The sequence below is a fragment of the Rhodococcus koreensis genome, from assembly GCF_017068375.1.
Taxonomy (GTDB): Bacteria; Actinomycetota; Actinomycetes; order Mycobacteriales; family Mycobacteriaceae; genus Rhodococcus_F; species Rhodococcus_F koreensis.
In genome coordinates this window covers 3,783,540-3,798,368 of record NZ_CP070609.1, presented here as the reverse complement: position 1 = coordinate 3,798,368, position 14,829 = coordinate 3,783,540, and the positions used below count along the sequence as shown (strand labels likewise).

At 67.3% G+C, this 14,829-nt stretch carries 12 protein-coding genes; 9 read left to right on the top strand and 3 right to left on the bottom strand.

What is annotated here, in order from left to right:
- Positions 1-12 precede the first annotated feature (12 nt).
- From JWS14_RS17485 to JWS14_RS50080, 5 genes are all read left to right on the top strand, one after another.
- Positions 13-1,449, top strand: a complete 1,437-nt coding sequence (locus JWS14_RS17485) for a sensor histidine kinase (protein WP_206013924.1) — start codon at positions 13-15, stop codon at positions 1,447-1,449.
- A complete protein-coding gene (locus tag JWS14_RS17480) occupies positions 1,442-2,254 on the top strand; it encodes a TAXI family TRAP transporter solute-binding subunit (protein ID WP_241031385.1) in 813 nt (270 codons plus the stop codon). The genes JWS14_RS17485 and JWS14_RS17480 overlap by 8 nt, the downstream gene beginning before the upstream one ends.
- Positions 2,255-2,514: 260 nt before the next feature.
- Entirely contained in the window at positions 2,515-3,705 is a 1,191-nt protein-coding gene (locus tag JWS14_RS17475; RefSeq protein ID WP_206013923.1) for a CaiB/BaiF CoA transferase family protein, read from the top strand.
- Positions 3,706-3,713: 8 nt separating this feature from the next.
- The gene (locus JWS14_RS17470; protein WP_241031384.1) at positions 3,714-4,493 is read left to right on the top strand and encodes an alpha/beta fold hydrolase; all 780 of its coding nucleotides are present in this window, start codon (positions 3,714-3,716) and stop codon (positions 4,491-4,493) included.
- An 86-nt stretch (positions 4,494-4,579) separates the two neighbouring features.
- Positions 4,580-4,750 carry a LysR family transcriptional regulator gene (locus JWS14_RS50080; protein ID WP_241031383.1) on the top strand — a complete coding sequence of 57 codons (171 nt, stop codon included), beginning with the start codon at positions 4,580-4,582 and terminating at the stop codon, positions 4,748-4,750.
- Positions 4,751-5,569: 819 nt separating this feature from the next.
- Here JWS14_RS50080 and JWS14_RS17460 read toward each other — a convergent pair.
- Positions 5,570-6,787 carry a fatty acid desaturase family protein gene (locus JWS14_RS17460; protein WP_072946704.1) on the bottom strand — a complete coding sequence of 406 codons (1,218 nt, stop codon included), beginning with the start codon at positions 6,785-6,787 and terminating at the stop codon, positions 5,570-5,572.
- Between the two features lie 120 nt (positions 6,788-6,907).
- Here JWS14_RS17460 and JWS14_RS17455 point away from each other — a divergent pair, with 120 nt between their 5' ends.
- On the top strand, positions 6,908-7,615 hold the full coding sequence (locus JWS14_RS17455) for a TetR/AcrR family transcriptional regulator C-terminal domain-containing protein (RefSeq protein ID WP_072946705.1): 708 nt from the start codon (positions 6,908-6,910) through the stop codon (positions 7,613-7,615).
- 19 nt (positions 7,616-7,634) lie between these two features.
- Here JWS14_RS17455 and JWS14_RS17450 read toward each other — a convergent pair whose 3' ends face one another.
- On the bottom strand, positions 7,635-8,018 hold the full coding sequence (locus JWS14_RS17450) for a PPOX class F420-dependent oxidoreductase (protein ID WP_072946706.1): 384 nt from the start codon (positions 8,016-8,018) through the stop codon (positions 7,635-7,637).
- 180 nt (positions 8,019-8,198) lie between these two features.
- On the opposite strand from JWS14_RS17450, the gene JWS14_RS17445 reads away from it, so the two are divergent.
- Complete coding sequence (locus JWS14_RS17445; protein WP_072946707.1) at positions 8,199-8,651, top strand: winged helix-turn-helix transcriptional regulator; 453 nt, start codon at positions 8,199-8,201, stop codon at positions 8,649-8,651.
- 43 nt (positions 8,652-8,694) lie between these two features.
- Here the strand turns inward: JWS14_RS17445 and JWS14_RS17440 are convergent, their stop codons facing one another.
- Complete coding sequence (locus tag JWS14_RS17440; protein ID WP_206016074.1) at positions 8,695-10,203, bottom strand: protein adenylyltransferase SelO; 1,509 nt, start codon at positions 10,201-10,203, stop codon at positions 8,695-8,697.
- A gap of 785 nt (positions 10,204-10,988) precedes the next feature.
- Between JWS14_RS17440 and JWS14_RS17435 the strand changes: the two genes are divergently transcribed.
- Both JWS14_RS17435 and JWS14_RS17430 read left to right on the top strand, forming a co-directional pair.
- Positions 10,989-13,367, top strand: a complete 2,379-nt coding sequence (locus JWS14_RS17435) for an alpha-L-rhamnosidase (RefSeq protein ID WP_241031382.1) — start codon at positions 10,989-10,991, stop codon at positions 13,365-13,367.
- Between the two features lie 50 nt (positions 13,368-13,417).
- Positions 13,418-14,716 (top strand): MFS transporter, encoded by a 1,299-nt coding sequence (locus JWS14_RS17430; protein ID WP_206013922.1) that lies wholly within the window; start codon positions 13,418-13,420, stop codon positions 14,714-14,716.
- Positions 14,717-14,829 lie beyond the last annotated feature (113 nt).

Below are 14,829 nucleotides of genomic sequence, written 5' to 3'. Positions count from 1 at the left end.
GGTCGAAACGATATGCGCCGACGGCTACTGCTCATCCTCGCGATCCTCGGATCCTGCGCGGTCGCGAGTTTCGCGATCCCCCTGGCGATCGCGACCGCCGACTCACGGACACAGGAGTTCACCCTCGGCCGCGAGGGCGACATCCAACGGTTCGCCGTCCTCGCCGAGGAATACGTCCGGACCGGCGACCCCGCCAGGATCGAAGGCGAGGTGGACGCGTACGACGACGTGTACGGCGAGGGCGTTCTGGTGGTCTCCACCCGCGGTGTGCCCACCCTCGGTGTGGGCCTCGACGGCAGCGAACCCGGAATCGAGGCCGCGATTCGCAGCGGACTGCGCAACGAGCGGGTCTCCACCGTCGACCGGCTGTTCCCGTGGAGCGACGACGACGCCCTGTTCGTCAAACCCGTGGGGTCGGGCGCTCAGGTGAACGGCACCATCGTGCTGCGCGCCTCGACGGCCGAGGCGCGCTCCGACATCCTCCGGCAGTGGGCCGTGATCGCGGCAGGCGCGGTGCTGGCGTTGGTCGCGTTCGGTGTGCTCGCGATCGCCTTGAGCCGGTGGGTACTCGGACCGCTCGCGAACCTGTCCACTGGAATCGTGCAACTCATCCGCCGCATGCCCGACGCGAGGACGCCGTCGGCGTCCGAGCCTCCGCCGTCCGTCCTGCCCGCCACGGCCGCGGGCGGTCCTCCCGAGGTGCGCAGGCTCGCGCATTCGTTCGACGTGATGTCCTCGGCGGTGTTGCGGGCCGCGGACGCGCAGCAGCGTCTCATCGCGGACACCGCGCACCAGCTGCGGAATCCGCTTGCGGCGTTGCAGTTTCGCCTCGACCTCCTCGACGACGGGATACCGGACGACGCGCGCGAGGACTATCACCTCGTCACCGAGGAGGCCAAACGTCTGCAGACGATCCTCGACAGTCTGCTCTCCCTCGCCTCCGCCGAAACGCCGCGCTTCGGAGCCGAGGCCGTCTGCGATGCCCTTTCGGTGGTCGCCGACCGGGTCGATTTCTGGTCGGTGACGGCCCGGGAACGGGGCGCGCGCCTGACGACCGTCGCGGCACCCGGCGTCGACCGTGTGCCGGTCGCGATCGCCGAGAACGATCTGTCCCAGGTGCTCGACGTGCTGATCGACAACGCCTCCCGATACGCGGGCCCCCACCCCACCATCGAGATCGGGGTCGCAACGGAGCCGTCACAGCTCCACACCCAGGTGTGCGTGTGGGTGGCCGACGACGGCCCGGGCGTCCCGGCGGAACTGCGCGGCAAACTCACCGACCGCTTCTTCCGGGCCAGCGATCAGGCCGGGACGGGACTCGGCCTGTCCATCGTCGAGGTGGTCGCCGCCGCGTACGGTGGCCGACTCGACATCGACGAGGCCCCGGCCGGTGGTCTGCGCGTACGCTTGTGGCTCGAACCGCACGTGGAGACGCCCGACGATGATTAACCGGCGACAGTTCCTCGGCGGTGTGGCCGCGGCGGTCGCACTGTCCGGGTGTGCCCGGACCCAGCCGTCGGGGACGTACGAAATCGCGTCCGGTGAGCGCGACGGTTTCCAGTCCGAATTCGCCGAATTGCTCGCGGACGCGCCGTCCGCCTCGGGTGGCGATCTCCGGTTCACGGTGCGGTACACCACCGGTTCGCTGGAGAATCTGTCGCTGCTGGCGTCGGGGGAGGTCCTGATCGGGCTCACGTTGGCCGATTCGGCCGTGCTGTCGGACACCCCGATGCTGGCCATCGGCCGGGTGTACGAGAACTATCTCCAGTGCGCGGTGCCCGCGCGCTCACCGGTCCGGTCGATGAAAGATCTTCGCGGGCAGACGATCAGCCTCGGTTCCCCGGGTTCGGGTACCGCGCAGACTGGGCGGCGGGTGCTCGAGGCGAGCGGACTGTCCGTCGACGACGTGACGGTGCGCCCGGTCTCGCTCACCACCGTCCTCGACTCCCTCGCCGACGGCACGGTCGCGGCCGCGCTGTGGGCCGGGGGTGTGCCGACTCCGGCGGCGGTGCCGCGGCCCGGGCACGGTCCGGACGGCGGGATCCGGCTACTCGACCTGTCCGCCGAGTACGCGGAGATGCGCAGGGTCTACGGGCCGATGTACGAACCGGTTTCGGTGCCGGCCCGGACGTACGGCGACACCGCCGAGACCGCGACGGTGGGCGTCCCCAGCCTGCTCGTCGCGTCCCCCAACTGCCGGACGCCGTGGCCGGTGCGCTCGTCGACCTTCTCGTCGATCGGGCGCAGGACCTGATTCCTCCCGACACCGTCGGAGCCCAGTTCCTCGACGTCCGGTCGCTGATCCAGACGGCGGGCGTCCCGCGTCATCCGGGCGCGGTCGCGGCATACCGGCGCCACCACGGCTGACGGCCGTCATGTACGGCCATAATGGCCGGGTATCGCGGGTCGGCACCGCCGCCAACCTCAACTGCATGTAAAACTCCGGGCCCACGCGGTTGACTACTGCCCGCATCGGCTGCAAAATGGCCGTACATTTCCAGGAAGGCTGGCTCCATGGCATCGCAGACCGCCCTACCGCTCGCAGGGATTACCGTCGTGAGCATCGAACAAGCCGTCGCCGCGCCCTTCGCGACCCGGCAACTGGCCGACCTCGGTGCCCGGGTGATCAAGGTGGAACGTCCCGATGCCGGCGACTTCGCACGACGGTACGACGAGACCGTGCACGGCGAATCGAGCTACTTCGTCTGGCTCAACCGCTCCAAGGAGTCCCTGACACTGGACCTGAAATCCGACGAGGGCCGCGGCATCCTCGAAAAGCTGTTGTCCACAGCGGACGTCTTCGTGCAGAATCTGGCCCCCGGCGCCGCGGCCCGGATGAACCTCGACGCGCAGTCACTCCAGCAGCGGTACCCCACGCTGATTCCGTGCGACGTGTCCGGCTACGGCAACACCGGCCCCTGGTCGGGCCGCAAGGCCTACGACATGCTCGTTCAGGGCGAATCCGGCCTGATGTCGCTGACCGGCCCCGACGAGTGCCCGTCCAAGGCCGGAGTGTCGATCGCCGACATCGCGGCCGGCATGTACGCGTACAGCGGGATCCTGTCCGCGCTGTACACGCGCGCCACCACCGGCACGGCCCGCGCCGTCGAGGTCGCCTTGTTCGAGGCGCTCGGCGAATGGATGGGCTCACCCGCCTACTACACCGAATACGGGGGCCGGCAGCCGAGCCGCGTCGGAGCGGAACACGCGACGATCGCCCCGTACGGTCCGTTCCCCACCGCCGACGGCACGGTCCTGCTGTCGATCCAGAACGACCGCGAATGGTCCGCGTTCTGCGCGGAGGTGCTCGGCGACGCGTCGATCGCCACCGACCCGCGCTTCTGCCGCAACTCCTCGCGGGTGGAGCACCGCGAGGAGTGCAACGCAATGATCTCCGAGCGGACGCGTCTGCTCAGCACCGACGACGCCCTCGCGCTGCTCGACAAGGTGTCGATCGCCAACGGGCGGCTGGGCACCGTGTCGGACTTCCTGTCGCACCCGTCCCTGGCCGGCCGCGATCGTTGGCGGGAGGTGCAGACGCCGGGCGGCCCGGCGCGGGCGCTGTTGCCGCCGGCGAACCTCAGCGGTGTGGAACCGCGATTCGATCCGGTCCCGGCCCTGGGCGCGCACACCGATGCCATCCTGGGAGAACTCGGCTACACCGATGCCGCGATCTCCGAACTCCGCACGGCAGAGACGGTCTGAGGTCCGCAGTGCCCCATGCTGTGGCGTCCGACGGAACGCCGATCGCGTACCAGGAGTCCGGCGCCGGACCCGCGCTGCTGCTGCTCGCGGGTCAGGCCAACAACCATCACTGGTGGGACCGCGTTCGCACGGACTTCGACAGGAATTTTCACACCGTCACGATCGACTACCGCGGAACCGGATCCAGCGGAAAACCCGAGACCAAGTACAGCACAGAACTATTCGCCGAGGACGCGATGTGCGTGCTGGACGCGCTCGGCATCGAGACGGCGCACGTCTACGGCACCTCGATGGGAGGCCGGGTGGCGCAGTGGGTCGCGGTGCGCAACGCCCGGCGTGTCCGCGCCCTGATCCTCGGCTGCACCTCCCTGGGTGGAACCCATGCGGTGGAGCGAAGCCGCGAAGTGCGCGCGAACCTGGCACACCCCGATCCCGAACGGTCGCGCGGCGCCCTGCTGGAGTTGATGTATACCCGGGAGTGGCTCGGTCGAAATCCAGCCCCCTACAACACCCTCGGGGATGCAGGCATGCCCGCGCACGCCCGGCTCGCACACCTGCGGGCAAGCAACGGGCACGACGCGTGGGATGCGTTGCCGTCGATCAGCGCGCCGACCCTCGTTCTGCACGGGACCGATGACCTGCTCTCCCCGGTCGACAACGCGCCACTACTCGCCGAACGGATCCCGGACGCGCGCGTGCAATTGCTTCCCGGCGCACGGCACGCCTACTTCGAGGAAGAACGCGAAGTCGCGAGCACCGCGGCGATCAGCTTCCTCGCCGGGCACTGACATTCTTCCTTGTTATCGAAGTCGCCGTCAGATGTCGCGTGCTGATGGTGCGGGGCGGCGAGTAGCCCGGGAAGGTGGGTCGTCCGGTGGACGTCAAGCAGTTGACTGCACTCGTTGCGGTGGCCGACGCCGGGAGCGTGACCCGCGCAGCCGAACTCCTCCATCTCGTTCAGCCGGCGGTGACACGCCAAATCCACACGCTGGAGCAGGAACTGGGTGTTTCCGTCTCGAGCGCAGCTGTCCCGGAATGGAATTGACCGAGCCCGGCCGGCTCATGCTCGAACGCGCGCGGAGAGTGCTGGCCGAACTCGAGCGTGCCCGGGCCGAGATCCGCCCGAATCCGGAGTGCTGCGGGGAATCGTGACGGTCGGGCTGCTGGCATCCACGTCCGAACTGCTCGCCGAACAACTGGTCGCGGCGGTATTGCGGGAGCATCCCGCGGTCCGGTTGCGGATTGTGTCGGCCGGTCCCGGCTCGTCGTCGGCACCGGAGCTTCGGTTCTCGGTCCGATTGGTGGGAGAGGACTTTCTCCTCTACCCGCCCCGATGCCTGAATAGGCACACTGGGGATGACCGGGAGGGGTGCCGCCGCCGTGGCCGCTCCGCTCGGTCCACCGACGTGCGACTGAGAGTATTCACATGACCCGCCTGCAAGCTTCGTCCGTGAGCGCACCGCATCACTCGATTCCCACCCGCCGGGTACTGAGCACACCGGAGATCTTGCATCGGATTCAGGCGATGTTTGCCGATCGCGATGACCCCGGTTCCGCCGCCCCCGAAGAGAACCCGTCGTCCACCTGACATGCACTATTCCTGCCCGCCGCCGCGACCCGACACGCAGGTGTCGCCGGTGCACGCCACCGAATCCGACGAACGTCCCTCGACCACAGCCTCGCCCCAGAGCCACTCTCGCGGCCACGCCGACGATGAGCCGATCCGGTGGCCCGATCCCAGTCCGCTCGACTCGTGGTGGCGGCGGGTGATGTCCGACCGACACGGGCAGGCGCGCACGAGGTCAGAACGTACGCCTGAGGCTGATGGGCCGCGATGATGGCCAGCGCGCGTAGCCGATGGGCCTCAATGCCTTTTCGTTCGAGAGCGGGCCTCGCGCAACGCGGTGCGCAGTCCCGTTCGGCGTCCGGTGCCTCCGTCGGAAGGCGCGGTGAGGGGAGTGCGGAATTTCAGTTCGGACGCGGTCTCGGGAGCGTCGTCGGCGGTCGCGGACAGAAACCGGTCCGGGAACGCCAGCTTGTGGATGGTGCGCAGGGTCAGGAAGTATTGCTTGGCAAGCGAACCCGTGGTGTAGGGCAGATCGTATTTCTCACACAGTGCGCGGACTCTCGTCGCGATTTCCGCGTAGCGGTTGCTGGGAAGGTCGGGGAAGAGGTGATGCTCGATCTGGTAGCAGAGGTTGCCGCTCAGGAATGCCAGCACCGCACCGGCCCGGAAGTTGGCGGTGCCCAGCATCTGGCGTAGATACCACTCCGCCCGGGTCTCGTGTTCCAGTTCCGCGGGCGTGAACTTCTCTGCGCCGTCGGGAAAGTGTCCACAGAAGATCACGACGTACGCCCACAGGTTTCGCAGCAGGTTGGCCGAGAGGTTCGCCCTCAATGTCCGTCGCCACCGCCGCCCGCTGACGGCGGGGAAGAGCACGTAGTCCTTGCCGGCCTGGCGAACGATCTTGCCGAGCAGTGCCCGGGTGTGGGCGCTCTTCTCGGCGGCGGTGTCGACGCGGTCCCGTTCGGAATACAGGCCGTGCAGGGCGATGCCCCATTCGAATGTGGACGCCAACAACAGGTTCCGCAGCGGCTGCAGCAGATTGTCGGGCTTCCAGGGCTGGTCGCGGGTGATGCGGATGACGCCGAACCCGAGGTCGTCGTCCATCCCGACCACGTTGCTGAACACGTGGTGACGATAATTGTGCGAGTACTGCCACTGGGACGACACCCCTGCCATGTCCCACTCCCACGTGCTGGAGTGGATTTCCGGGTCGTTCATCCAGTCCCACTGCCCGTGAGACACGTTGTGCCCGATCTCCATGTTCTCCACGCTCTTGGCCACGGCCAGGGCCGTCGTCCCGAGGATCCACCCGATTCGTTCCCGGCTGCAGTGGATCACCAGGCGTGCAGCGGCGTCCAGCACACGCTGGAACGCGATCGTGCGACGGATGTACGTGGCGTCGCGCTCACCGAGCGAATCGGTGACGTCCCGCCGGATGGCGTCGAGTTCGGAGCGGAGCGACTCGACATCCTCTTCGGTGAGATGTGCGTATTCCTTGATGTCGGATATCGCCATTCTCAACTCCCGATTTCCCGACGTGCTCCGTGCCTCACCCTGAAGTGAACGCCGCATTTTGCAGACTGTCAACACTGTAGATCTACAGTTCAGGCCTACAGTGTTGGTGGAGGTGTCGTGATGGCCGATGAGCCCGAACGTCGTTCGACCCACTCCGACGGCGGCCCGATCACCCGGGAGCGGATACTCGAAGCAGCGCTCGCGATCGTCGACCGGGACGGAATCGACGGGCTGTCCATGCGTCGCCTCGGTAAGGCGCTCGGCCGCGACCCGATGGCGCTGTACCGCCACGCCCCGAACAAGGCCGCGTTGCTCGACGGTCTCGCCGAGCGGGTACTCGACGAACTGGAGGTCGATACCGGGGACGGCGACTGGGCCACTCAACTACGGGAGGTCGCGCGGGGCTTCCGCCGACTGGCCCTCGCTCATCCGCAGGTGGTGCCGCTCCTGGTCACCCGGCCGCTGTCGACGCCGCTCGGGCTCAGGCCGCTCGGCACCCTGCGCCCCCTCGAGGACATCCTGACCCTGCTGACCGGGGCGGGTTTCACCGACGCCGACGCCCTGCACGTCTATCGGGCGTTGTTCGGTTTCCTCTATGGCCACATCCTCAACGAACTGCAGGAACTCGTCGAGCGGCCCGACGAATCCGACGACCTCCTGCGCCTCGGACTGCACCGTCTGCCGATCGGTGAATTCCCGCTCCTGCGAGGTCTGGCGCCGGTGCTGGCGTCCTACGACGGCGCCGCCGAACTCGAACGCGGGGTCGACATTCTTCTGGCGGGCCTGACCGCGACGCTGAAGCGCCGGGACGGCGCACCACCGGGATGAGCGAGTATCGGTGATCGGCTCAGCCGACGCCGACGGTCTGTCGCTCGGGCTCGATCACGGCGACGACGCGCTCTTCCTCTCGGGGGTACGGCGCACCCGTGTACTTCGTGGACAGCTCGTCGATGATCTCCCACGCGGCATCGCCGTCGAGCCATTCGACCACCCGCCCGCGGACGACGACGGGCTTGAACGGGTTGTCCACGGGCGCGATGGACAGCGCCGCCCGCGGGTCGCGGCGCAGGTTGCGTGCCTTGCGTGACCCGGGACCGGTGAGGAAGACGATTCGGTCGCCGTGCGCGCCGATCCAGAGGGGAACGGTATGGGGCGAGCCGTCGGGGAGGGTGGTGGCGAGGTGAGCGATCGAGGTGCCGTCGAGTATGCGGCGCACGTCGGGATCAAGCATGGATCTGCTCCTTCATCTGAGGTTGCCGGCGCGAGGCCGACGTCGTGGGGGCGCGCAGGTTGCGAGGCCGGCTTCCCCGGCTGCGGCCAGGACTCCGTTCCTTTCGGAGTTCCTTCAGGAGACTCCATGAGCGTAGCAGTGTGAGTTCCTTGAGGGAACTCCGATTGTTAGACTGGTTCCATGCAACGCACAGATTTCGGTGGGATGGCGTGCTCGATCGCGCGAACGCTCGACGTCATCGGGGAGCCCTGGTCGCCGCTGATCCTGCGTGACGTGTGGGCCGGATTCACCCGATTCGAGCAGATTCAGGCCGACCTGGGCATCTCGCGCAAGGTCCTGACCGAACGACTCAGCCACCTCGTGGAGCGCGGAGTGCTCGAGCGCCGGCCCTACGACCGACGGCCGCGGTACGAATACGTCCTGACGGAGAAGGGCATCCAACTCCTCGACGTTCTGATGGCAATGGCCACCTGGGGCGACAACTGGCTCGCGGGGGAGGCGGGCCCACCCGTCCTCTACCGCCACCACGCGTGCGGCGAGATCAGCACAGCCGACCTGCACTGCGCACACTGCGGCGAGTCGATGCACGCTGGCGACGTCGAACTACTTCAAGGGCCCGGCGCCGCCGTGTGAACGGTGCGGTCCTGTCGGATTGCGAGTGTATTCGTCCTAGTGATTATGTGCCGCAGAAAGTTTGGAATGTTTGGCTGAATGACGGCGGGGCGGGTGTGGTGTAGTCGGACCATTCGTCGCGGCGGTCGAACGGATGGGTGACGACCTCCAGTAGTTTCTCGAATGGGGCGAGTTCACCGTCGGTCGCGGCCCGCAACGCAGCGTCGAGTTGATGGTTGCGTGGGATGTAGAGCGGGTTGACGCGGTCCATCGCGTCCGCGGTCTCCGCGGCCCCGCGCCCGTGGTGGGTCAGGGCGCTGCGCCAGCGTTGCAACCACGGCTCGGTGTGCTCGCGCGGTGCGAGGCCGTCGAGTGGTGCCGAATTTCCGCGTAGTTCGTCCGCGAGGGCACGGAAACCACTGGTCCAGTCGACGCCGTGGTCTTTCATCATCGTCAGAAGGTCGTCGATCAGTAATGGCTCGAGGGGTGTGCCGGCCATACCGAGCTTGACTGCCATGCCGGCTGCGTAGTGGCCGTCGTAACGCTCGTCGAATGTGTCGAGGACTGCCGATGCCGCGGTGATCGCGTCATCGGGCGTCTGGTCGATCAACGTGAGCAGCGTTTCGGCGAAGCGCGCCAGATTCCATTTCAGGACGGCGGGTTGGTTACCGAACGCATAGCGGCCGCCGTGGTCGATCGAACTGAACACCGCTGCCGGGTCGTAGGTGTCGAGGAAGGCGCACGGACCGTAGTCGATGGTCTCCCCGGAGATGGTCGTGTTGTCGGTGTTGATCACCCCGTGCACGAAACCGGTGAGCATCCACCGTGCCACCAGTGACGCTTGCGCCTCGACGACGGCCTCGAGGAATGTCAGGTAGCGGTTGCCGTCACCGTTCGCCGGCAGTTCGATCAGCTTCGGGTAGTGGCGGGCGATCGCGTAGTCGGCGAGCGGTTGCAGCAGATCGCCTTGCCGCGCTGCGTATTCGAACGTGCCGACCCGTAGGTGGCTGGCCGCGACTCGGGCGAGCACGGCGCCGGGCTCGGTACCGTTTCGGTGAACGGGCCGGCCCGTCGCGATCACCGACAGTGCGCGGGTGGTGGGGATGCCGAGGGCGTACATGGCCTCGCTGACGAGGTATTCACGCAGCATGGGGCCGATGACCGCGAAGCCGTCGCCGCCCCGGGAGAACGGTGTTCGCCCCGAGCCCTTGAGGTGCAGATCCACGTGCTGACCGTCACCATTGGTCAGTTCGCCGAGCAGCAACGCCCGACCGTCTCCGAGGAGCGGCACATATCCGCCGAACTGATGGCCCGCATATGCCATCGCTACCGGTTTTGCCCCGGTCGGTGCCGCCGATCCGGACAGGACGCCGACCCCGTCCCCGCTTCGCAGTGCGTGGACGTCCAACCGCAGCGACGCCGCGAGCTGCTCATTGAGCACGAGCATGGTGGGGTCCGGCACAGGGGCGCCCTGCCACGGCACCGTCAGGGCGCCCAGCTCGTCGGCGAACGTGCTCGCGAGGCCGGGCACCGCGGTGTTCGTGCGCACGGTGGAATCGGGGATTGCAGCCATCAGCTCAGGGTAATCGCCGCATGACCGGCGGTTGCCTCGCCCAGGGCACAGCCGGTTGGCGCCGGACTCGAGCGAGCGCCGGGGAGCTCGATCCTGGCTTTGCCCGGTGCGGCCGTTCCGCTGGTGGACGAGATTCTCGACCTCGTCGAGACCGATACGTTCGCTGACGAATTTCTTCAGCGGCAGACGGCCCTGCTGATACAGGTCGACCAGCGTCGGGATGTTGCGTTCGGGCAGGCAGTCGCCGTACCACGACGACTTCAACGATCCACCGCGGGAGAAGAAATCGATCAGCGGCATCTCGAGGATCTTCATCTCCGGAGTGCGGACGCCGACCAGCATGACGGTGTCGGCGGCGGCCCACAGGAAGCCGGGTCCCTGCGGGGTGAGCAGGCCTTGTGGCTGCGTGTTGGGGTGCTCGATCAAACTCGGGACTACATCACGGGTGCCAGTCCCGCCGTGCGATGGCCAGCTCCGCGGACTCATCGAGCGCTCCCACGGCCCTCGGGTGCAAAGTGGGTGGATGGGTGACCGTGGTGATCACCTACGTGGCAGGTGGGGCGATGGGCCCGCGGGCGCAGTCCGGCCTCCGAATCGTCGGCGCGGCTGCCTGATCGACCCGAACAAGTCATTCATCTGATCAATGTGACATTAATCTGGGCAAATCCGGGCTGTGATGCTAGTCTCTACCTAATTCATCAGATATATGCCGGTTGGATCGCGTCGGGCGGCCCATCCGACAGCCGCGATCCAGCGCGACCGGCCTGCGACGAAGGAGTCATCAAATGAATCAGACCGGGCGAAAGGCGCCCTCCGCGCCGTCCGAATGGCGCGCGACCATGATCGGACCGGACGAGGACTACTCCGGGGCACCGATCCTGCGGCGCGAGGTCGGCCTGGAGCCCGGCCACGGTGACGTGGCGGACGCGGTGTTGTACGCGACTGCGCGCGGCGTGTTCACTGCGTCGATCGATGGCACTCCCGTGTCGGACGATGTCCTGAGCCCGGGCTGGACCAGCTACGAGTGGCGACTGCGGTACCGCAGCTACGACGTCACGGGCCTGCTGCGTTCGACGTCCGCCGACAGTTCGGGCCGCAGCCGAACCGTCGTCCTCGGCATCGAACTCGGTAACGGCTGGTACCGCAGCGGTGTCGGATGTTCTTGGGGGCAAGCCACTTACGGTCCGGAACTCGGTGCCTACGCACAGCTTGAAATCACCTTCGCCGACGGTCACCGCCAGATCGTGACCACCGACGAGAGCTGGCAGGCCGGCCCGTCGCCGGTCACGGCCAACAACCTCTACGGCGGGCAGGCGATCGACGCACGACTTCGAGACAGTTCCTGGCAACGTGCGGGTTTCACCTCGGACGGTTGGGGCGGCGTGCACGCCCAGGAATTCGACACCGCGACACTCACCCCTTACGTGGGCCCGGTGGTGCGGCGCCAGGAAGAGCTGCACCCCGTGAGGGTGTGGACGTCACCGTCCGGCCGCACCCTCGTGGACTTCGGCCAGAATCTAGTGGGCTGGGTGCGCTGCCGCGTGCGCGGCGACGCCGGCTCCACGGTGACGCTGCGGCACGCGGAAGTTCTCGAGAACGGGGAACTGGGTACGCGGCCGCTCCGTAAGGCCGAAGCGACGGACCGGTTCGTGCTCAGCGGCGGCGGCGACGAGTTCGAGCCGACCCTGACGTTTCACGGGTTCCGGTATGTCGAGGTCGACGGGTGGCCGGCGGGACAGTTGTTGGATGAGTCGCTGATCGCGGTCGCGGTGCACTCCGACCTACGCCGCATCGGCCGCTTCACCTGTTCCGACGATCTGCTCAACCAGTTGCACCGCAACGTCGTGTGGGGTGCGCGAGGGAACTTCCTCGACCTGCCGACCGATTGTCCGCAACGCGACGAGCGGCTCGGCTGGACCGGCGACATCTCCGTGTTCACCCCCACCGGGGCGTTCCTCTTCGATGTGAAGAATTTCCTGCGCGACTGGTTCCGCGATCTCGACGCCGAGCAGCGCGCGGCCGACGGACAGGTCGCCTATGTCGTGCCCGACGTCCTCAAGTACGTCGGTCCGCCGGAAGGCACGCCGACACCCGTCACGACCGCGATCTGGAGCGACGCGGCCGCCTGGGTTCCCTGGGCGCTCTGGCAGGCCTACGGCGACGACACCGTGCTGCGAGAGTCCTATGGCGCCATGACCGCCCACCTCCGCCGGGTCGAGACCATGCTCTCCGACACCGGACTGTGGGACACGGGTCATCAATTCGGTGACTGGCTGGACCCGACCGCACCGCCCAACGAGCCCGGCCGCTCAAAGGTCGACAAGGGAGTGGTCGCGACGGCCTGCCTGTATCGGACCGCCCGGATCGTCACCGATGTCGCGACACTGCTCGGGCACCTCACGGATGCCGAAGAATTCGCGGCACTCGCCGAGCGCACCCGGGAGGCGTTCAACCGGAATTACGTCACCGCCGACGGTCGCATCCACAGCGACGCCGCCACCGGGTACGCGCTGGCGATCTGCTTCGACCTGCTCGACGACACAGGTCGTCAGCGCGCCGGCGATCGCCTCGCCGAACTGGTTGCCGAGGACGACTACCGGATTTCCACCGGATTCGCCGGAACCCCGCACCTGTGTGAGGCGCTCGCCGCGACGGGGCACCTGGACGACGCCTACCGCATGCTTCTCCAGCGGCAGTGCCCGTCCTGGCTGTACCCGGTGACGATGGGTGCCACCACGATCTGGGAACGGTGGGACTCGATGCTGCCCGATGGCAGCATCAACCCCGGTTCGATGACCAGCTTCAACCACTACGCACTCGGTGCGGTGGCCGACTGGATGCACCGCGTGATCGGCGGGATCGCCCCCGTAGAACCGGGCTACTCCGCGGTGCGGATCGCGCCCCGTCCCGGTGGCGGTCTCACCTGGGCGGAGACCTCCCTCGACACCCCGCACGGACACCTTTCGGTGGCATGGCGACTTATCCCGACCGGGGATCTCGACGTCGATGTCACCGTGCCGGACGGCGTCACCGCCGAAATCGACCTTCCAGGGCGTGAGCCGCAACGTGTTGCCGGCGGGCGCCACCACTTCGGCGTCGAATCCGGGACTCTCGACCGAGAGCCTCAGGGATTCCACCCTATTCAGACAACGATCCCGGCGTAGCCCGCGAGGGCCCGGGTACACGACAAGCCGTTCGACGAGGAGTTTCACCCATGATCAATCGAACCACACCACGGAGTATCGACCGACGGCTCTGGGGCCTCGCGGTCGTGGCGGGCATGGCGTCGTATCTCGACGCAGGCGTCATCGTCACCGTCGGCCTCAGTCTGGCGACGTGGAAGGAGAGCTTCGGGATCGACCCCCTCACTCTGGGAGTGATCAGCGGCGCCCTCACCTTCAGCATCGCCATCGGCGCGTTGTTCGGCGGCCGGATCGCAGACCTGCTCGGCCGGCGCCGAGTGTTCAACATCGACATCTTCCTGTACGTCATCGGCATCGTGCTGATCGCGTTCGCCCAGGGGCCGGTCATGATCGTGACCGGTGTGGTGATTGCCGGCCTCGCAGCGGGCGCGGACCTCCCCACCTCGGTCGCGGTGGTGTCCGAGCTCGCCCCCGAGCAGGCCCGCGGACGGCTCGTCGCCTTCACCCAGGTGATGTGGAGCGCCGGTGCCGTCGTCGTCACCGCCCTCGGATTCGCGGTCTCCGACCGAGGCCTGTTCGGCATCCGGATGCTCTTTGTGCACCTCGCCGTCCTCGGCGCCATCACCTGGACGATCCGGGTGTTCAGTTCGAACCTCCGCGAACTCGAAGCGCGCGCGGTGCAAAACACCGACAGTTCCGACCCGACCGTCGACTCCGACCACGCGTTCCCCCTGCGGTCCCTCTTCTCGAACCGGCGCTTCCTCGGCACGATCGCCCTGACCGGCGGGTTCTATCTGGCATGGAATCTGATGGCGAACACCATAGGCCAGTTCAAGGCCTACCTGTTGGTCACGGTCAGTGACACATCCCAGGCGGTGGCCACGGGCTTGTCGTTCGGGGCATCGATCCTGGCGATGCTCAGCGGCATCGTCTTCGTGCGGATCGCGGACACGAGATTCCGGCGTCCCATGTTCTACGTCGGCGCCTGCCTGCAGATAGTCGCGATGGCCATCGGCGCCGTCACCGGTGGCGCCGTCCTGGCCGCGATGATCGCCCTGCTCGCGATCTACATGCTGTTCAACCCCTTCGCAGGCGAGGCCCTCTACAAGGTCACGACCCAGGAAGGCTTTCCGGTCAACGCCCGCGCCACCGTCCAGGGGCTGACGTACTCGGTCTCGCGTTTCGCGTGCGCTGGATTCGCTGTGGTCACGCCAACGATCGCGAACTCCAACCCCGCGGCGCTGCTGTGGATCCTGGTTGGATTCGCGACCGTCGCGGCCATCATCGGGTCGCAGATGATCCGCCGACCCGCGTACCGGCCCGAGGCCGAGTCGACCAACGGCCGCGATGCCGTGACGTCCGCCTCGTAGACGCTCTTTGTGGTCCCGGTGGAGACGACGCACAGACATTGTGTAGGTCGTCCCCACCGGGATTTCTGCGTTCCGTGCTGATGCGTTCTTGCCCGAGAAGCGCACAGTCATCG